This window comes from Paenibacillus sp. Dod16 (genome assembly GCF_049893405.1).
Taxonomy (GTDB): domain Bacteria; phylum Bacillota; class Bacilli; order Paenibacillales; family Paenibacillaceae; genus Paenibacillus_AQ.
In genome coordinates, this window is record NZ_JBNDYG010000038.1 from 190,719 (window position 1) to 209,530 (window position 18,812).

Annotated in this window: 20 protein-coding genes and 1 pseudogene; all 21 read left to right on the plus strand. The window is 41.3% G+C overall.

The genetic code is table 11. The annotated features are described in order from the left end of the window. Window positions 1-216: 216 nt before the first annotated feature. The 21 genes and pseudogenes from ACPV3A_RS26255 to ACPV3A_RS26355 all read left to right on the plus strand — a co-directional run bounded on the left by ACPV3A_RS26255 (window position 217) and on the right by ACPV3A_RS26355 (window position 18,189). Window positions 217-870, plus strand: a complete 654-nt coding sequence (locus tag ACPV3A_RS26255; RefSeq protein ID WP_426202201.1) for a lysozyme inhibitor LprI family protein — start codon at window positions 217-219, stop codon at window positions 868-870. A gap of 356 nt (window positions 871-1,226) precedes the next feature. Further along, complete coding sequence (locus ACPV3A_RS26260) at window positions 1,227-1,784, plus strand: class I SAM-dependent methyltransferase (RefSeq protein WP_426202204.1); 558 nt, start codon at window positions 1,227-1,229, stop codon at window positions 1,782-1,784. Between the two features lie 245 nt (window positions 1,785-2,029). Continuing rightward, window positions 2,030-2,500 carry a hypothetical protein gene (locus ACPV3A_RS26265; protein WP_426202206.1) on the plus strand — a complete coding sequence of 157 codons (471 nt, stop codon included), beginning with the start codon at window positions 2,030-2,032 and terminating at the stop codon, window positions 2,498-2,500. Window positions 2,501-2,712: 212 nt separating this feature from the next. After that, the gene (locus tag ACPV3A_RS26270; protein WP_426202208.1) at window positions 2,713-3,315 is read left to right on the plus strand and encodes a hypothetical protein; all 603 of its coding nucleotides are present in this window, start codon (window positions 2,713-2,715) and stop codon (window positions 3,313-3,315) included. Between the two features lie 72 nt (window positions 3,316-3,387). Then, window positions 3,388-4,200, plus strand: a complete 813-nt coding sequence (locus ACPV3A_RS26275; protein WP_426202210.1) for a class I SAM-dependent methyltransferase — start codon at window positions 3,388-3,390, stop codon at window positions 4,198-4,200. Window positions 4,201-4,317: 117 nt separating this feature from the next. Continuing rightward, complete coding sequence (locus tag ACPV3A_RS26280; RefSeq protein ID WP_426202211.1) at window positions 4,318-4,548, plus strand: hypothetical protein; 231 nt, start codon at window positions 4,318-4,320, stop codon at window positions 4,546-4,548. A gap of 120 nt (window positions 4,549-4,668) precedes the next feature. Continuing rightward, window positions 4,669-5,310 carry an HAD family hydrolase gene (locus tag ACPV3A_RS26285; RefSeq protein ID WP_426202213.1) on the plus strand — a complete coding sequence of 214 codons (642 nt, stop codon included), beginning with the start codon at window positions 4,669-4,671 and terminating at the stop codon, window positions 5,308-5,310. A gap of 415 nt (window positions 5,311-5,725) precedes the next feature. After that, window positions 5,726-5,953, plus strand: coding sequence for a DUF3885 domain-containing protein (locus ACPV3A_RS26290; RefSeq protein ID WP_426202248.1), 228 nt, complete (start codon window positions 5,726-5,728; stop codon window positions 5,951-5,953). Window positions 5,954-6,154: 201 nt separating this feature from the next. After that, window positions 6,155-6,730 carry a histidine phosphatase family protein gene (locus ACPV3A_RS26295; protein ID WP_339296266.1) on the plus strand — a complete coding sequence of 192 codons (576 nt, stop codon included), beginning with the start codon at window positions 6,155-6,157 and terminating at the stop codon, window positions 6,728-6,730. Window positions 6,731-6,971: 241 nt separating this feature from the next. Further along, window positions 6,972-7,355 (plus strand): VOC family protein, encoded by a 384-nt coding sequence (locus ACPV3A_RS26300; protein ID WP_220685654.1) that lies wholly within the window; start codon window positions 6,972-6,974, stop codon window positions 7,353-7,355. A 278-nt stretch (window positions 7,356-7,633) separates the two neighbouring features. Then, window positions 7,634-8,239, plus strand: a complete 606-nt coding sequence (locus ACPV3A_RS26305; protein ID WP_426202216.1) for a hypothetical protein — start codon at window positions 7,634-7,636, stop codon at window positions 8,237-8,239. 74 nt (window positions 8,240-8,313) lie between these two features. Further along, window positions 8,314-8,742: an HD domain-containing protein gene (locus ACPV3A_RS26310; protein ID WP_426202218.1), complete on the plus strand. Its 429-nt coding sequence runs from the start codon at window positions 8,314-8,316 to the stop codon at window positions 8,740-8,742. A gap of 173 nt (window positions 8,743-8,915) precedes the next feature. Next, on the plus strand, window positions 8,916-9,371 hold the full coding sequence (locus ACPV3A_RS26315; protein WP_426202219.1) for a VOC family protein: 456 nt from the start codon (window positions 8,916-8,918) through the stop codon (window positions 9,369-9,371). A gap of 324 nt (window positions 9,372-9,695) precedes the next feature. Then, the gene (locus ACPV3A_RS26320; RefSeq protein WP_426202220.1) at window positions 9,696-10,277 is read left to right on the plus strand and encodes a hypothetical protein; all 582 of its coding nucleotides are present in this window, start codon (window positions 9,696-9,698) and stop codon (window positions 10,275-10,277) included. Between the two features lie 575 nt (window positions 10,278-10,852). After that, window positions 10,853-11,722 (plus strand): GNAT family N-acetyltransferase, encoded by an 870-nt coding sequence (locus ACPV3A_RS26325; protein WP_426202222.1) that lies wholly within the window; start codon window positions 10,853-10,855, stop codon window positions 11,720-11,722. A 140-nt stretch (window positions 11,723-11,862) separates the two neighbouring features. Further along, a complete protein-coding gene (locus ACPV3A_RS26330) occupies window positions 11,863-12,078 on the plus strand; it encodes an NUDIX hydrolase (RefSeq protein WP_426202225.1) in 216 nt (71 codons plus the stop codon). After that, window positions 12,054-12,287 (plus strand): NUDIX hydrolase, encoded by a 234-nt coding sequence (locus ACPV3A_RS26335; protein WP_426202228.1) that lies wholly within the window; start codon window positions 12,054-12,056, stop codon window positions 12,285-12,287. Before ACPV3A_RS26330 ends, ACPV3A_RS26335 begins: the two co-directional genes overlap by 25 nt. A gap of 347 nt (window positions 12,288-12,634) precedes the next feature. Beyond that, window positions 12,635-14,164, plus strand: a complete 1,530-nt coding sequence (locus ACPV3A_RS26340; protein ID WP_426202230.1) for a PucR family transcriptional regulator — start codon at window positions 12,635-12,637, stop codon at window positions 14,162-14,164. A 131-nt stretch (window positions 14,165-14,295) separates the two neighbouring features. Beyond that, the gene (locus tag ACPV3A_RS26345) at window positions 14,296-15,561 is read left to right on the plus strand and encodes a cytosine permease (RefSeq protein ID WP_426202232.1); all 1,266 of its coding nucleotides are present in this window, start codon (window positions 14,296-14,298) and stop codon (window positions 15,559-15,561) included. Further along, the gene (locus ACPV3A_RS26350; RefSeq protein ID WP_426202234.1) at window positions 15,562-16,665 is read left to right on the plus strand and encodes a DUF917 domain-containing protein; all 1,104 of its coding nucleotides are present in this window, start codon (window positions 15,562-15,564) and stop codon (window positions 16,663-16,665) included. Next, window positions 16,658-18,189: pseudogene (locus ACPV3A_RS26355) on the plus strand (hydantoinase/oxoprolinase family protein). Before ACPV3A_RS26350 ends, ACPV3A_RS26355 begins: the two are co-directional and overlap by 8 nt. Window positions 18,190-18,812 lie beyond the last annotated feature (623 nt).

An 18,812-nucleotide genomic window follows, 5' to 3' on the forward strand; every position in this document is an offset into this window, starting at 1 on the left:
ACAGCATATAACACAATGTTCATGCTTCAGGCCTTTCGGCCTTCGGTCCGGCAGAAGTTAAATGTGATTCGAAGAGGCATTTCAGTAGCAGACGCACCGACTAAGCGCATCGTGCCCAGCTCCTCAGGAGCCTTAATTCGGTGGGACGTCGTGAACATAATAACGTTAGGCGCCATTAACTGTAATTATTAAAGATAATATTTAAGGAGATAATTTATGAAAGGTAAGATACTCTTATTATTTTTTATTGCGATAATGTTGTCATCTTGTCAAAATATTAGTCAATCGACTACCTTGAACAGCGAAACTAAATCAACAATAATGAATTCTGAACTGCCTCCTGATGTAGTGAGTACAGGTAATGGAACAGAATCGAAAGAAATAACTGAAGGTCGATCAGATCCTTCGAACAATGAAGTGTTTTCTATGAGCATTGGGGACTATGAATTGATTGGGGAATTTTATGATGAAATGCTTCGAAATCCTATAGATCATGATTATGAAGTGGAATTTAATGAATTTCAAAATTCCAAAGAGATTACAACATTGGGATGGGGGGCGTTGGAAAGCAAATATACAGAGATTTGGGATAAAGAGTTGAACCAAATATATAAGAAGCTTCTTTCTAAGTTGGATAAAGAACCAAGAGAAGCACTAATTGAATCGCAGAAAGAATGGTTACAGTACCACTTAAGGGAAACCAAATTCGTAGAGAAGACATTTATTAATAATGATTACCTTGGATCACAAGGATCGGTAAGCCTAGGCAGGGTTATACGGGAGAGAAATAGGGAAAGAACAATGCGATTATTTGAATATCGATATTTGCTAGATGGTGAAGTTGAGTTTTTATACCAAAGTAAAAAATAGAGTTGGAATCTTGATCAAGGTTTTTAGGTGATGTTTCGAAGACAGTAACGGTGCATACACTGTATTCACGCTGCGGGAGCTTAAGCTCCCGCGGTCCGGGCCGAGTAACTTCGGAGAAGCAGAGTCAGCCGGACAACCCAGTGAGCCTAAGTCTGACAACCCGTTCCCTGCGGTCACTTAAGGCTCTCGAGTTCGTGAATACGGGAACGTTATGGGAAATCATATGCAAACATTGTTTTAAGCAATTTCAAAAGAAGAAGTTCAACGGAAGTATAGTTACAGTAAATGAAATGATTTAACGTCAAGTATACTTTCTAAGTGATGTAAGTCAATTCAAGATTGGATGGTGGAACTATATGAAAGTGGTCATTGGAGCTGGACAAACAACATTTGATGGTTGGGTCAGTACGCAGGAAGATGAGTTGAATTTACTATCATTAGAAAGTTGGAACAAATTATCTGAGCCTGAGAGTATTGATGCGCTCTTAGCTGAACACGTATGGGAACACTTAACGTATAAAGAAGGTATTATGGCTGCGAAGCATTGTTATCAATTTTTAAAACCTGGTGGGTATATTCGTTGTGCAGTTCCCGATAAGAATTTCCGGAATGATTGGTATCAACAGATGGTTCAAGTCGGTGGTCCTGGACCAGAGGATCATCCCGCAGCGTCTCACAAAATAGTTTATGATGCAAAAACCTTCGTATCATTATTTGAAATCGCGGGGTTTGAAGTATCGTTGTTGGAATATTGTGATGAAAACGGGGACTTTCATTTCAGCTATTGGAATGAAATGGATGGTAGAATAGGTAAATCGTTTCGATTTGATACAAGGAATTCGATTGAAGGGCTAGGAATGGTATCTATTATTATTGATGCAAAAAAACCCCTAATAATAAGAAATAAAACCTAAAAATAAAATGGGAATTTTACTTCATTCGAAGAAGGGCTATGACATCGTATAACAATATATTCACGTTATGGAGCCTTATGGCACCTCGGTCGCAAGAGGCATTTCTGAGAAGTGAAGACAGCGGACAACCCTGCACTACCTAACCGCGTCGCGGCCACTCCCGCTGGTCGCTTAAGGCAGTGAGGGTTCGTCAATACGGGAATGTTATATGAAACCTCGGTATTGTAAGAAAGAAGGAACAACAAATGAGTAAGGAACAATATTTTGAAGATCTTCAAGATATAATAAACGATTTGATTTATATCGGTTCCTCTGAAGCTGATCTTCAAGAGGAAACTGAAACAAATATGTGGAGAATCTCGCTTTCTCCTGATTTGATTAATCAAATTACAACGGACGACTTCAACGATTTTTTAAATAAAGTTATACAGAATCGGAAAGATCAAATAGAAAGCTCTAGTTCAAATCGAGGTATGTATTTTTATTTATGGTTTGATATTATGGCAAGTCAATTAAGATTTAATCTGATATCTGACATAAACAAGAAATTACCATTTAGCTGTGAAATACAAATATTGAATAATCCAAGAGAAATACTTGATGATTTTTTAGGGTCCCCATTTCATAATGGGTTACCAATAGAAGGATATAATGATGACTCAGAAGATAAAGAATACATATTAAAGATTTATAAATTGCATTTAAAAAAGGACTGATAAGAAAGTAAATCGAAGATGACTGAGCATCACATAACATAGTATTCACGCTACGGGCTTACACCGCTTGGTCGCCCGATGTATAATCATGGAAGATAACTCGAACGACTCACGAGCCGACCTAAGATAGGAGCTATCTAAGGCCGGCTTGCGTCGTGAATACGGAACGTTATAGGAAATCAGCACAAAACATATTTATGGAGGATTAACAATTGAAGATAGTTAGTCAAGTTCAAGAAGATGAAGTAATAGCAGAATTCTTATTTGCAGAGGTTAACTCAGATAGATTTAAGGAAGGAATATTAAATGCACTTGGAGACCATGATGTGAATTTACTTATTAAACCTAATTTGAATGATCAAGCCGAGAACCAAATTAGACGAGATATTCTGGGTCAGACAAGGGGGTTCGGTCGCAATACGGATTTGTTTGAGAATTTTCCTACAGAAGTTAAATGGTATAAAGCTTTCTTTGAGAAGCAAGATCTAAACGAAGTAATGTACATCAACTATAGTTATTGGAATGAATTATCAAGTAATACTAGACTTCCTTTGCAGGCATCGAAAAATATCATGAATCAAATTGAAGTCTTTGGAATTAGTAATCAAGGATTTCTAGATATCAACTTAGCTCTCAAGAGCGGTAAAGTATTTCCAAGATTAATAGTTGTGTCTATGAATGAGAATTCGCGAGTAGTTGTATTAGAAGGGCATGCGAGGTTGACGGCTTATTATTTAGATAACGATTATATACCTGATGATCTTGAAGTAATTATCGGGTTCTCTGATAAGTTTAGCGTATGGGACTTATATTAAGAACATTTTGTAGGTTGTTCATAGATATTATTGCAAATCTGAATTAGAAACTATTCTGGGGAAGGTGTCTTCATGGACAAGAAGTCTGTAAATAGATCAATCATTATTGGCGATGGTGAAGTTGGCGTAACCATTTCGGAAAATATGGATAAGAATGTTGTTCATAAGACAAACAGGCTCTATTGGGATACAAAAGGCAATGACTTCTTAAGAGCAATTTCACTTCCTTATTATGGATGGTTTATCTCAGAAGAAAAATGCCAGCTCTTTGGCGATATCTCAGGAAAAAAACTGCTGGAGATCGGCTGCGGCAACGGCCAATCCTTGCAATATCAAGGGGAACACAACGCATCTGAATTATGGGCTGTGGATATATCGGAAAAACAAATTGAAAAGGCAACGCAGCATTTGGAGTCACTCGGCCTATCGGCAAAATTAATCTGTTCCCCCATGGAAGAAGAATGCGGCATACCGGCGGATTATTTTGACTATGTTTATTCGATTTATGCCATCGGTTGGACAACCGACCTTGAAGGTACCTTTTGCCGTATCGCTACGTATCTTAAAAAAGATGGTGTATTTATTTTCAGTTGGTCTCATCCTATACACAGATGCGTTACTGATGATAATGGTAGGTTTGTTTTTAGGAAGAGTTATTTCGATGAAGCTTGGTATCCGGTAGCTGTTGATGAAGGTGAGCTATTATTAGCGGATCGTAAGCTATCAACCTATGTGAACGCTCTGGCGAAAGCGGGATTTGTAATTGAGCAATTGATTGAGCAAACTGATGCTGAGATTATGCAATCGCGGGACGATAAAAGCGATTTGGCCAAGAGAGCGAAGATGCTTCCTGTAACCTTAGTGATTAAGGCAAGAAAACTATAATATCTGATGACAAAGCGAAGCATGTATAAAGAACTTTAGCGGTATCGAGAAAGGCATTGACATCCGATAACACTATGTTGTTCAAAAAGTAGAACTATTTTCAGAAGGGACCTGCTGATGAGAAGAAGATATTCTATTGAAAAAGCAGAGTGGTCAGAAACCAGAGAAAAAAAGTATCAACAAGACTGTAGAGATATTGTGTTTAAGTTCGATGATGAGCTTTTACAGCAAGATGACGCTGTTTATTTGACTAGAAAAGAAGGACAAACTATGGTGATAAAGCCTTTAAATCAAAAAACATTTTGGTACGAAATATGGTTAAAATTCAAAGACATCTACAATACATAATGAAACATAGAATTTAAAAGACTGTTAAAAACCTAGGCAGATCTGATTGAAGACCTATTCGATATATTATTTCGAGATTACTTAAGAACTCATGAAGAATATGTAAGGGAGAACGAAATAATGAAAAAGTACATACTTTTCGATCATGATGGTGTTCTGGTTGATACTGAATTCTGGTATTACAAAGCGGGAGAACGCGCTCTGGCTGACATTGGATTTACCTTGGATAAAGATCAATACCTCCGCGACATGACCCAGTCATTGGGCACTTGGTCCCAAGCTAGTGCTGCAGGTATTGATGAACAGACCATAAACAAGCAGCGTGAGGTCCGCAACGTCTATTATCAGGAATATCTAAGAACAGAAGCCATAGAGATTGAAGGCGTAGTTGAAACTCTAGCCGAACTGTCAAAGTACGTCCGCATGGCCATCGTGACGACTGCAAAACGTGCGGATTTTCAACTTATTCACGAAAAGCGCCAGATTAGACAATTCATGGATTTCGTTCTTGTTCGCGAAGACTACGAGCGCACCAAGCCGCACCCGGAACCATACTTGACCGGCCTAAAGCGCTTCGGAGCTACCAAAGAAGAGACCCTGGTTGTAGAGGATTCAAACAGAGGGTTGAACTCAGCCGTGGAGGCTGGTATCGACTGTGCTATTGTCCATAACGACTTCACCAAAACACATGACTTCTCACAGGCAAGCTATCGAATCAAGACTCTGATTGAACTGAAGGACATTATTCTGAATGTAAACTGAGAGAGCATTCGCCAGCGTGTCCATACTCACTTTAAATGATTTAGGTGATTGGGTTACAAGCATTCATGAACGGTCAGGAATAGATATGGACATAGGACGGCAGTCTTTGAGAGTATATTCGAAGATGTCCCCCATTATTAAATCATATAACAAAACATTCACGCTACGGGACGGAAAGCCGCCCTTAGTCCCAGAAGCATGGGCGAGGAAGCAATTGCCGGGACACTTTCGCACAGGATAAGTCCGTGGAAACCAGCGCATTCATTATGAATTACTCCGAGAAAGGATAATTGAAGAGGAAACTCTTTTTGATATCGATGAAAACGAAGATGTAGAGGGAAATAGCATAGAGGTTAAAATAGAATTTCATTTTAAAGTTTTGGAGGGATTGGTTTCTTCAATTCCATAGAAGAAAATTCTTGAAGGAATTTCACATTATGAGCAGGGAAGAGAACCATCCATAGGACAGAGCGTGTACATCTTAAACAAAGATAAAAATATACTATTTCATATGTATGATGACAGAGGATGTATCGCACACGCTACTTCAAAAGAACAGTTAATGTCCCTATATAGAGAGTATAACGATTGGATAGTGGATTACTGGAGAGAGTATTTTGATGGTATTTTCAAGGATGCATGATCCTTCGTCCAATACCATATTCCAATTGCGGGGCATTCGCCCCTTGGTTGTAGGGTGTGTAATTGTAGAAGGAATTCAGACAACACACGACCCAGCCTAAGATAAGGGTTATCTAAAGCCGGGCCGAGTCGCGTCGCAGATGCCAAACGTTATGTGAAATCGCAGTGTGATATTTAATGAAAGCATCTAAAGGAGTCCTGTATGAAGACAATTATCTATATGGTTAGGCATGGAGAATCACCATATAATGAAGGAAATGAAAGAACAAGAGGGCTTACCCCAAAAGGAAAGGTCGATATTGAAAAAGTAACGAAGTTACTTATAGGTGAAGGAATAGACAAGATTATATCAAGTCCTTATACTCGAGCAATTCTTAGTGTTGAGGGATTGGCCGAGAACTTAAAGTTAGATGTTGAAGTATTTGAAGATCTTAGAGAACGACATTTTGCATCTTATTTTATTGAAAATGCAAAGTTAATGTCTAGTATCAGAGAGAGTTTTAATGACCCTGATTATACCTTGCCGGGTGGAGAGTCTAATGCTGACTGTCAGGAAAGAGCAATCTCAGTTCTAAAACCCATATTAAAAGAGTACAGAGGGAAGAAAATAGCAATCGGGACTCATGGTCTTGTAATGACTTTGATGATGAATCATTTTGATTCATCTTTTGGCTTGGAGTTTTTGAATCAATTAAAGAAACCAGATATTTATAAAATGCAATTTGAGGACTTAGAATTAGAAGAGGTAACGAAAATGTGGAATGACCAGATTTCTTAAGGTTTATCGAAGAGGACTGCGGTATTACATAACAGAGTATTCGCGCTGCGGGGGCAAGCCCCCTTGGTCTGCCCGAAGCAATTCGGAGAAGTATGAGTATGCAGACAACCCTGCGAGGCTAAGTGGCTAAGCCACCCAGTCGCATACGCTCCCTTAAGCCTCACGGGTTCGTAGATACAAGGAACGTTATGTGAAATTGGGGCAAATTCAAATAAATTTACTATTGATGGAGGTCCTTAAGATGAAAAATATTGTAGGTCATATCGATTGTGTGTATTTACCTGTCATTGATCGAGAAGAAAGTATTAAATGGTACCAGGAGAAACTTGGCTTTCATTGGACAGGATTTAGTTTTGACCTTGGTTTTGGTCCAGAGATAATGCTGGTAACGGTCAATAATAATGAAGATGTGAAACTAACGTACAAGACGGATTTCTGGGAAGATAAAGACTATGAAATGCATATTCTAACATACAAATCAGACAATATAGAAGAGACATATGAAACCTTGAAAGAACGAGGAGTAAATGTATCAGAGATAAAACTGTATGATGGAAACCGAAAGAATTTTAGATTTTATGATCTTAATGGAAATCGATTTGATGTATGGTCTGGCTGGCTTTGATTTATTAATTGAATAATACAGGTATTCGATAAAGACCAAAACATTACATAACAACGTATTCTCACATCATACTCACGCCCTCGGTCCGCAGAAGTATTTTCGAAGAAGCAGGGGCTGCGGACAACCCCGCACCACCTAAACGCATCGGCCAGGAAACCGGGAGAGTAAGATAAGGGCTATCTAAGTCTCCCGATTTCCTTTAAGGTGCTGGGGGCGTAAATGCAAGAATGTTAGCTGAAATTGCTGTCAATGTGCATAAAAGAAAGGAATAAAAAACAATGAATAGATCTGCGTTCACCATCGCAGTCAGTGGTCCATCTGGATCAGGCAAGAGTACATTAACAAAACAATTAAGAGATAAACTTGTAGATGCAATATCTTTCCACTTTGATGACTATGCTTCAACTAATAAATATCCAGATAATTTTGATGAATGGTTGGAAAAAGGTGCCGACCCTAAATTAGTTCAAAACCCAAATTTTAAGAGAGACTTATATGAGTTGGTTCAAGGCAGGTCCATAAAACTACCTAACAACCAAATCGTAAAATCAGAAAAATACATTATAGTCGAAGAACCATTCGGTAGAGGTCGGGAAGGAATGGTCGAACTAATTGATTTTGTAGTCTGTATTGATATTCCATTAGAGGTAGCACTGGCTCGTAGGATTTTAAGAGGGATACAAAATACTGAGTGTTCTCCAAGTGAAACTTTAAAAAACTTCGAAGAATATTTGTCTCAATATCTTATCGTAGTGCGAAATTTATACCAAGCTATAAATTCAAATGTCATGGCCGATTGTGATTTAATTGTATCTGGTCTTGAACCAATGGATGTAATTACGGACAAAATAATAATAGAGCTTGAGAAACGAAGTATAATATAACTCAAAGAAGACAGCAACATCAGCCGGACAACCCTGCACCGACTAGGAGTATTTTAAAGAATGGAGTGACCTCTTTGGATATTGAGATAGCAATTTCAATAGCTCTAAAAGCTCATAAAGGCCAAGTTGATAAAGGCGGAAACCCATATATTTTACACCCATTAGCAGTTATGAATAGGGTTGAGACAATTGAAGAGAAGATAGTTGCAGTTCTTCATGACGTTGTAGAAGACACGGAAGTAACAATTGATCAACTAAGAGAAACAGGATTTTCAGAAGAGATACTTGAGGCTATAAATTTATTAACAAGAGCTAAGGAAGACAGTTATGAAGAATTCATTGATAAAACATTAAAGAACCGAATAGCTAGAAATGTAAAGATAGCTGATATTAAAGAGAATATGAATTTATCAAGAATACAAGATCCTTCAGAACAAGATTACATACGACTCGAGAAATATAAAAGAGCATTGGAAAGACTGGAAAGACAATTTGAAAGTTAATAAGAAGAGGGTATTGGCATAACACCATGTTCACGTTTCGGGCCATTAGACCATCAGTCCGGCTGAAGTTAGATGTGGATTCGGGGAGGCGATTGGCAGCAATGATTTTTCATTGTTATCATGAATTATGAGAAAAAATCAGGTGAGAAATTTGTACACAAGGAGAAAAAACTATGGAAAAAAATAAATTACTAAGAATGGACAATGTAGGTATCGTTGTAGAATCCCTTGATGACGCAATTTCTTTCTTTGAGGAGATTGGCTTGATCCTCGAAGGGCGAACCACTGTTGAAGGGGAATGGGCTGGTCGCGTAACCGGACTAGGTTCTCAGTGTGTAGAGATTGCTATGATGGTTACCCCAGATGGCCACAGCCGGCTTGAGCTTTCGCGATTTCTCACCCCACCTACGATATCCGATCACCGGACGGCTCCTGTAAACTCCCTTGGTTATTTACGCGTCATGTTCACAGTTCAAAACATTGATGAGATGGTATCCAGACTCATTACTAAGCATGGTGCGCAACTCGTTGGCGAAATGGTTCAATACGAGGATTCGTATCGGCTCTGCTACATTCGTGGAACCGAAGGGCTTCTAATCGGTTTGGCGGAACAACTCGGTAACAAATGAGTAAGTGACGGTTTTTTTTTTTAAAGTCTACTGAAATATACGTTAATAGAGTAAAAATAAAAAAGAAAAGCTGTGTGAAAGTATCTCGAAGAAGTTGGGTGCGTCATATAACAGCATATTCACGCATCGAGCATTCGCCAACGGTAAGGGGATGTTATTGGCAGGGAAGTGTAGGCTGCGGACACATCCGACATTCGTCGGACGTCATGAATACTGATTACGAGATTATTATAATTATGAATTACGCACTACGGCTAACTTAGTAAAAACTATAATGTATATACATTAAGAGAAGGGTGTAATTGTAGGGGAGCGTAGCTAATTGTGAAGAAATCCTACTTCTTTTTACTTATTCTGGTTATTTTGTTTTTATCGGCTTGTCAATCATCAGAACAATTAAAGCCGACAAAAGAAGAAACCATTGATTTCGATTTAAACACTGCAATTGAAATGGTTGAGAAGAAGGAAAAAATGATCATTGATTTAGCATTGAGAGAAAAGGTGTCAAAACTGGAGTATAAGGAATTTGAGAAATCTTTTACCGAAGAGTTTGGAGTCCATGCTAAGGATATTCTATCTATATTATTTATTCATGATATGGATTCCGATCCTGAGTCAGATATGTATGTACAACAGGACACATTATACCCAACACTCTTTCATGAAGGAATAACCATAACAAATGCGGTCGTTTATAAGAGCTACTTCGAGAATGAGTTTTTTAATCAAACCAGATTAAGCATTGAGGAGAAATATGTTGGTGATGATGAGAAGTTAAAGGATTGGAAAAGAGAATACATATTTACTCCAAACAAAAATGGTGAATGGGAATTAAATGGATTTTCTGGAGTGATGAATTTTTTAGGCGAAGATTATAATATGAATTATTTAGAGTTAAAGAGGTAAATAGTTAACCATCGAAGACCATCACATATCGATATGGCAAAAGAATCTTGTGGAGAATAAGCTACGATTTACCGAGGTATGTTGCGCTCGAACCAAAATAAGTCATACCATGATTCCACTCTAAAGATTGATGTTTTTTTGAATATGGAAGGGTTTTCCTAATCCATGTTGTTCAACTAACGGGGAATTTGTAAGCATCCTATAACACCATGTTCAAGCTGCGGACGTTCGGCATTGGTCTGCGGAGAATTTCGAGAAAGCGGATTTAGCAAACAACCCTACGTGGCTAAGTCTTTGTCCCGGCGCAACGCGCCTTTCGTGAACACAAGAACGTTATACGAAATAGCGCAAATCGTATAAGTACCGCATTAATATCCTCAATCGAGCAGTCTAATCCTAAAAACCTTGATTATCGTGAAAACGTTGATTATTCTCATGTTTACATTAATAATGAAATCATAGCTTACTAAGGAGGCGGTTCAATTGGTAATCATGAATATTCGGACAGACATTAGAAGGATAACGCCTACTCGTCCATAAACTGCGTGTTTCCTTCTTGATGAGGGCAATCAAACATGCAACAATATCAAATTATAAAAATGAATGATTTTTCAAATTATCAGATTAATCAAATCAGAATGCTAGAACGGTTGTGCAAGATATACGATAAGTCAAGTTTGAGGGTGGGGATAGAAAGCCTCAAAGAGATAGATGGAGATCAGGCATTTCTTTGCCAACACGAAGATCAGTTAATCGGTTTTTTAAGCTGGTATTCTTCAGATGGGATTGAAGCTAATATTAATAGTATGGTTCATCCGGAATTCCGTCGTTCTGGTATTTTTCGGGGATTACTGAAAAGGGCGACGTCGGAGATGCAAATGCATGGCATCCTTACTTGCCGTTTCAGAATTCCATCAAACTCTGAGTCAGGTATTGATTGTATAAGACATTTAGGGGCTAGCTTTAGTTCATCTGAATTCTCTATGACCTTCAAGGGCATAGAAGATTCAAAATTATGTTTCACAGACGTTAATTTGCGGGTAGCTGAAGAACAGGATTTAGAGTTTTTGATTAAGTGTTTATCTCAGGCTTTTGGAGATTTAGAGTCTTGGACTAGGAAGTATTTGAGCCATACTGAAGAGCCTTCACGTATTACTTATATTGCTACGGACAGTCTGACACCAGTAGGGATGATCAGAGTTAATTATTTTCATATGAATACTGCCATTATCCATGATTTTTGTGTGCTTCCCGCATTTCAGGGGAGAGGATATGGCCGTGAAATTCTTTCTAGGGTAGTTAAGCTTTTGCAAAGTCAAGAATACTCTCAAATCCGCTTGAGCGTAGTTACTCAAAATAGACGTGCATTAAATCTTTATCAGTCAATAGGATTTGATGTTTCTGCCGAATCTCTTTATTATGTGATTCCCATTCATAACATTTAGTTGATTAAAAACATGGAATGATCAGACAACAAACGACCCAGCCTATGATAAGAGCTATCCAAGGCGGGGTCATTACGTGAATACAAGAACGTTACTGAAAGACATGAAATCTTAAAAAACATAAAAAAAGGGAAGATCATATGAAACGAATAGACGTTGCATATTCTTTGATTACAGATAAAGACAAAACAAAAATCCTTATGGTGAAGAATCACAAAAACGGTACTTGGTCTTTACCAGGTGGAGGCGTTGAAGAAAACGAGACCTTAGATGCGGCTGCAATTCGCGAAGCAAAAGAAGAAACAGGATATGATATTAAAGTCCACGGTGAGTGGCTATCAATGAAGCAATATTAACAAAACATGATGAACATGTAGTGTTTATTACTTTCAGAGCTGAAATAACAGGCGGACAACAAGAGATAACTAGACCATCCGAAATTAGTCATGTTGAATGGGTAGATATTGATAGAGCAGATGAATATATGCCTTATTATCAAGAAGGATTAAAAAATATTGCAAAAAACGAGATTGAAATCAAGTATTTTAACGAAGGGAAAGTTTAAAGGAAATGTAAAAAAATCGGGGAGGACATGTCCCTTAGATAACATCATATTCCGCATCGAGCTATTCGGCTCTCGGTCCGGTTGGCAAAGGAACTTACTTGGTTGCTTATCATAACGAGGGTTATACTATTATTAATGAGCCTATTTAGGCTGCGTTATGCCGAGCATCATAGTTTGGCTTCAACAGGCTATTTCTACGAGGATCTCCTTCTGGATGAATAATCATTAATGATGTAGAACGCACCGATTGAAGAATACGAGCAGCATGAATCGAACAAAAAAGTGGTGGTTAAATTGGGGTAACCGTTAAAGATTTACTGCAGCTGCCTTCATTTAGAGGAGCTCAGGTGGTCACTGGAACAAGCAGGCTTCATCAGACCGTGTCCTCTTTATCTGTGTTAGAGGTGGCGGATGTCAATTTCTTCTCGCAAATTATTCAAACCGTTCAAGAAGAATGGTATGCCGAAGAACTGGTCATTAGCTCTTTTTATTCCATTAAGGACAGCGTGGAGCAGCAATGCAAAACGGTTCAATATTTGCATGACCTTGGTGAAGTGGGATTGATTTTGTACTATGTTGGCATTATCATGCCAGATATAGCCGATGAAGTGCTCGAGCTGGCCGAATCTCTGAATTTTATTATCATTTGCATGCCGAGAAACGATTACTCTCTTAGGTATAATGAAGTTATTTATGAAGTCATGGAGGCCATCGTAAGCAATCAGAATGTAAATGAGCATTTCGTGAATGAATCACTGGAAAAGGTCTCGCTGCTGCCGGAACATTTGCGGAGCGTGGAAATTACCCTTAAACTGCTGTCGGACCGGATGAAAGCGAACATCGTTCTGACAAACAGCAGCCTGGATATCATCAATCGTGTCATGTGGCCGCGGAATTCCTCGCTCGATGTTGCGAATCTAATCCGGTCCATGGCGCCCTCCATTTTGAATGACAGAATAGGAGAAGGCGAACTGGATTCGTCCTGCTTTGTTGAATACAAACGTGTGCATCAAAAAAACGGGGAGATCCTTTACCTGTTTCTCATTAAAGAGAATACGAAGCTGCCGCCGAAGACGATGGAGCAAGTCAGCGAGGTGGTGCAGGTGGCCATCAATTTGTGGGGAGACAAGCATAACGAGGTCAGCGAATACGCTTTGGTTAAAGCCATCGTGAATGATGAAAGCGAAAAAATGCGCAGATTGGCCAGTTTGCTCCATATTGACGTTTCCGCCATCCAAATGATGTGGCTCGTTTACATCCGGGATTTGTCGGAGGAAAGAAGGATAAGGGAAGACTTGAAAGCGCATCTCTCGCAATATTATAAAACCGCGGTCATTCAAACGATCGATCACTGCGTTGTTGTGTTGCTAGGGAATTGTTCATATAAATACAATGAGTTTGAAATCGCAGCAGAATATATCGAAACCACGAGTCTCACCGCTGAAATATCAAGCATCGTTTATTCTCCGAGGATGCGGAACACCCAGGACGTACGCCGTATGTACCAGCTCGTAAACGGAGTCTCTAAAGAGGTTCACCGCATCTATCATAACCGCAAACTATACACCGCGGCTGAAGTCCGTTCCATGAAACGGGCCATAGACCTCAGCAAACAAGGGGAAGAGATGACGGAAGAATGCTTGTCCGTTTTGGAGCCTATCATGGACGACCCTGACGCATTGAACACCCTGATGACTTTTCTTCTGGATGCGAAGGGGAATATGGATGACTGCAGCAAGCTGTTGTTCGTCCACAAAAATACGGTGAAATATCGCATTAAAAAAATTTGCGAGCTCATAGGATATGAAGTGACCATCAATTCGGAATCGTACGATGTTTATACGGCCTGCATGGTCTACCGTCTCATCCATAACTAAAAAAGTTCCGATGTTTTGTCCAATAAGACAAAAACATCGGATTTTTTTTGTTATCTGAAAAAGACGCTGACCTGCTTCATCTTTTACAATAAGAAACAAATATTCGAACCAACAAGATTAGGGGGGATCATATGAAAGCCGTTAAAGAGCATCAATCCTGGTTCAGTCTCGGAATCATCTGGGCCGGCGCGGTCATTAGCATCCCGAGTTTGTTGGTAGGGAATGCGCTTGTCGCAGGAATGGGATTATCCACAGCACTGCTCGTCACGTTGGCAGGCTACGCAATCATTGTACTGCTCATGATTTTGCAGGGCATTCAAAGCACGGACTTAGGAAAGCCGACCGTTCAGGTCGCAGCTCAGGTATTCGGCAAAACAGGGTCTCGTACGATTCTGTCGATTATCCTCGCTATTGCGTGTCTTGGCTGGTTCGGGATCCAGGCGAATGTGTGCGGCGCAGCCTTGGCAGACCTGCTAGCCAAGACCGGAGTGAACATGCCGGTGCCATTGGCATCTCTTATATGCGGTTTCGTGATGGTGATATCGGCCGTCTATGGCGTTAAAGTGCTGCGGGTGATCAGTTATATCGCCGTTCCTTTATTGGTGGGAATCAGCATATTTGGTCTTATCGAAGCCTTGACCGGTGACTCCCTGCAGATCATTCAGCATTATAAGCCTGAGGGAGCGATGAGCTTTACGGACGGGCTGGCGGTAACGCTGGGTTCATTTGCCCTGGGTGCAGTCATCGCGGGAGATTATTCGCAATTTTCTGGAAAACGGTCCGATGTCCTGAAAGCGGCTCTAATCGGGATTGTTCCGGCAGGCTTGCTGATGATCGGTGCAGGGGCTGTCCTGACGATTGCTTACCAAGCCAGCGATATTACAGCAACCTTTTTGAGCATTACGACTCCGTTTGTTGGCGGCGTGGTGTTGATCCTGGCTACGTGGAAGACCAACCTCGTGAACGCGATTTCAGGCGGATTTGCCTTCATTAACGTGTTCAACGTATCGAAGGAAAAAGAAAAATGGGCCGTCGGCATCGCGGGAACCATTGGGACCGTATTGGCCGTCGTCGGTATACTGAACTATTTCACTCCGATCATGTCCATCCTGTCGGCTATGATTCCACCGGTTGCAGGCGTGATGATCGCATCTTACTGGATGCTTGGAAGAGGGGATAAAAGCCGCTGGCATGAGGTCGAAGGCGTGAATACACTGGGCGTCGTTTCCTGGCTGTTGGGTGCGGTGATTGCTAGTACCCCTGTTGTGTTATCCTTGTTCCCAAGCTTGCCGCAAGTACCGAATCAGCCGTTGATCGGGATTGTTATTTCTTTTGTCGTGTATTATGCAGGCTATCGTTTATCGGCTCAGAAAACCGTTATATTGGAGGAATCATGAATGAGATATTTAGATAAAGCAGCTGTTGAAAACATCGCCGTTGGCGCAGCATTTCTGGGAACCGGCGGAGGGGGAGACCCTTACATCGGTAAATTGATGGCTCTCTCGGCCATTGAGAAGTTTGGTCCTGTAAAACTATGCTCAGTCGATGAGATTGAGGATGAGGACTTTTTCATTCCGGCCGCGATGATGGGGGCGCCATCCGTATTAGTGGAGAAATTCCCTAGAGGGGACGAGTTTGTTAATGTTTTCCAAAAATTAGCAAATTACTTGGGAGAAGAACAGATCGCCGGCACGTTTCCGATGGAAGCGGGAGGCGTCAATTCCATGATTCCCATCGTTGTTGCGGCGCAGCTGGGATTGCCTCTGATCGACTGTGACGGTATGGGGCGGGCGTTCCCGGAGCTGCAAATGGTGACGTTTAACCTGGACGGCATTCCGGCGACACCGATGGCGATTACGGATGAAAAAGGGAATATCGGCATCTTTGAGACCATTGATAATAAGTGGACGGAACGGCTCGCCAGAGCGGCCACGGTTGAAATGGGCGCCAGTGCTTTAGTAAGTCTGTACCCGGCAACGGGTGCTCAAATGAAGCAAAGCGGCGTTCATCATATCGTGACCCTCTCCGAACAGATTGGAGAGATCATTACATCGAAGAATCGGGACGCAGGCGATAAGCTTCAAGAGCTGCTGAACCTTGTGTCCGGCTATGAGCTTTTCCAAGGTAAAATCGTGGATGTCATCCGGGAAACCAAGGGCGGTTTTAACCTCGGTCAAATGCATCTCGATGGAATCGAGGCACATAAAGACGGAGTGATGAAGGTTCATTTTCAAAATGAAAACCTGGTTGCCGAAAAGAACGGTCAAGTTATAGCGATGACCCCCGATTTGATCTGTCTGGTTGATTACGAAACCTTGTCGCCTGTAACTACGGAGAGCCTGAAATACGGTAAACGCGTACGGGTTATTGGACTGCCCGCTCATGATAAGTGGAGAACGGAAAAAGGAATCCAGACGGCAGGACCAAGATACTTCGGATATGATTACGATTACGTTCCTATTGAGGAAATGGTGAAAAAGGCGGTGGCTGAGAATGTATAGAATCGGGATCGATGTAGGCGGCACCAACACAGACGCCATCATTTTGGATGAGAATTATCATCTGGTTCATGCGGTGAAATCACCAACAAGTCTAGATATTAGAACGGGTATTGAAACCTCGCTCCGGAATTTGCTGCAGGAATCGAATATGGATAAAACCCAAATCACGCATGCCATGTTAGGTACAACCCAGTGCACGAATGCCATTGTTGAGCGCAAAAAGCTGGCCCAAGTCGGCGTCATTCGTCTGGGTTACCCGGCAACGGCTTCCGTTGCGCCGTACACGTCCTGGCCTGAGGATATGGTTCGGAAGCTGTCGGGTAAATATGCTCTCGTTCATGGCGGATATGAATATGAGTCGACGAAGCCGAAATTAAAGCTCTTTTAGAGGAATGGGGGAGCAGTGTCGAGTCCATCGCCGTCATTGGTGTGTTTTCATCCATTAAAAATGATCAGGAGCTACAGGTTCGAGATCTCATCCATCAAGTGTATGGACCGGAATTCCCTGTTTCCTGTTCTTCCCTGATCGGTTCGGTCGGTTTAATCGAGAGGGAAAATGCGACCATACTCAATGCAGCATTGTGCAAGGTTATTGAAACGACTACCCAAGGATTTGTGCAGGCGTTAGAAGAAGAAGGCATCACAGACGCAGCGGTGTTTTTATGCCAGAATGACGGTACTTTAATGTCGATCGATTACGCTAAACAATTTCCGATCCTAACCATTGCATGCGGGCCAACGAATAGCATACGCGGTGCCTCTTATTTGGCGAAGATCAAAGATACGATGGTTCTCGATGTGGGAGGGACTACATCGGACATTGGGGTTTTGCAGGACGGGTTCCCAAGAGAATCCTCGGTTGCAGTCGAGGTTGGCGATATCCGCACGAATTTCCGCATGCCGGATATTATCTCCGTTGGACTAGGCGGCGGAAGCATCGTGCGTTCGGAGAACGGTAAAATCACGGTAGGACCTGACAGCGTAGGATACAAGATTGGACAGGAAGCGCTGGTCTTTGGCGGACATACGCTGACTACAACAGACATTGCCGTACGGCTTGGTCTCGCGGATGTAGGGGATAAGAGCTTGGTAGCGCATCTGGATGAAGACTTCGCTAAAAAGGTGCAAGCTGAAATTGCAACCATCATTGAACAGGCCATTGATAAAATGAAGACATCGTCGGGAGATGTTGAGCTTGTATTGGTAGGCGGCGGCAGTGTCGTTATACCGGATACGATTCGCGGGGTATCTCATATGATTAAGCCTGAGAACGGGGGCGTAGCCAACGCCATTGGCGCGTGTATTGCTCAAATCAGTGGACAATATGAACAAATTTATATCTATTCTACTGAGCCACGTGAGGATTCATTAAAAGATGCGCAAGAAAAAGCCGTGCAGCAGGCGGTGCTGGCTGGCGCTGATCCGGCTACGGTGGAGCTCGTGGAAGTGGAAGAAACCCCGCTGGCTTATCATCCGGGAAATGCGACGAGACTGAGAGTGAAAGTCGTAGGAAACATGAAGTAGAAGGGAGGCTTCACATAAGTTTATACAACTTGTGTGAGGCTCTTTTTTGTACTTAACATCGTATCCACGCTGCGGGCCTTGTCCTTGGTTCGCAAGATGAGGCAACAGAGAAGCTGAATTAGCTCACTACCCTGCTAGGCTAAGTTCGTCGGACCCGGCGTATTCGCGCCTTAAGTCTCTCGGGTTCGCAGATACAAGAACGTTAACTGATATTACAGCAGACTGCATTACAGACCTTATATGAATAAAAATAAACAAACAAAACCTATAAAAGTGTTATAAATTGAGTTATACTGAGGCGAGAATAAGTAAGGAGCCGTGCTGGAACACGACTCCAAAGCACAATAACTGCATAAAGAGCAGTCGGCCACAGGAGTTAGGTCGAGAAACAGACCGTTACCTTAGTGATATGCTCCCATCATAGTAGACAGTAGAAAAAATGAAATTCTACTTCTACCTATGATGGGAGTTTTTGTAATGTCCAAAAGAAGCCCGATTTCATATGAAATCAAGATTCAGGTTGTGAGGCGTTGCTTGCAAACATGAATCCAATCCTAACCATGAGGCAAAACAACTGGGGGTCCATAAAAACACGGTTAATGATTGGATAAGGAAATACAAAG

Bases quoted from the DNA above. Each gene is read 5' to 3' on its own strand.
- ACPV3A_RS26315 (WP_426202219.1), top strand. From the start codon at position 8,916: ATGGAAAAAAATAAATTACTAAGAATGGACAATGTAGGTATCGTTGTA.
- ACPV3A_RS26265 (WP_426202206.1), top strand. From the start codon at position 2,030: ATGAGTAAGGAACAATATTTTGAAGATCTTCAAGATATAATAAACGAT.
- ACPV3A_RS26325 (WP_426202222.1), top strand. From the start codon at position 10,853: ATGCAACAATATCAAATTATAAAAATGAATGATTTTTCAAATTATCAG.
- ACPV3A_RS26260 (WP_426202204.1), top strand. From the start codon at position 1,227: ATGAAAGTGGTCATTGGAGCTGGACAAACAACATTTGATGGTTGGGTC.
- ACPV3A_RS26330 (WP_426202225.1), top strand. From the start codon at position 11,863: ATGAAACGAATAGACGTTGCATATTCTTTGATTACAGATAAAGACAAA.
- ACPV3A_RS26345 (WP_426202232.1), top strand. From the start codon at position 14,296: ATGAAAGCCGTTAAAGAGCATCAATCCTGGTTCAGTCTCGGAATCATC.
- ACPV3A_RS26285 (WP_426202213.1), top strand. From the start codon at position 4,669: ATGAAAAAGTACATACTTTTCGATCATGATGGTGTTCTGGTTGATACT.
- ACPV3A_RS26295 (WP_339296266.1), top strand. From the start codon at position 6,155: ATGAAGACAATTATCTATATGGTTAGGCATGGAGAATCACCATATAAT.
- ACPV3A_RS26255 (WP_426202201.1), top strand. From the start codon at position 217: ATGAAAGGTAAGATACTCTTATTATTTTTTATTGCGATAATGTTGTCA.
- ACPV3A_RS26350 (WP_426202234.1), top strand. From the start codon at position 15,562: ATGAGATATTTAGATAAAGCAGCTGTTGAAAACATCGCCGTTGGCGCA.
- ACPV3A_RS26280 (WP_426202211.1), top strand. From the start codon at position 4,318: ATGAGAAGAAGATATTCTATTGAAAAAGCAGAGTGGTCAGAAACCAGA.
- ACPV3A_RS26305 (WP_426202216.1), top strand. From the start codon at position 7,634: ATGAATAGATCTGCGTTCACCATCGCAGTCAGTGGTCCATCTGGATCA.
- ACPV3A_RS26275 (WP_426202210.1), top strand. From the start codon at position 3,388: ATGGACAAGAAGTCTGTAAATAGATCAATCATTATTGGCGATGGTGAA.
- ACPV3A_RS26300 (WP_220685654.1), top strand. From the start codon at position 6,972: ATGAAAAATATTGTAGGTCATATCGATTGTGTGTATTTACCTGTCATT.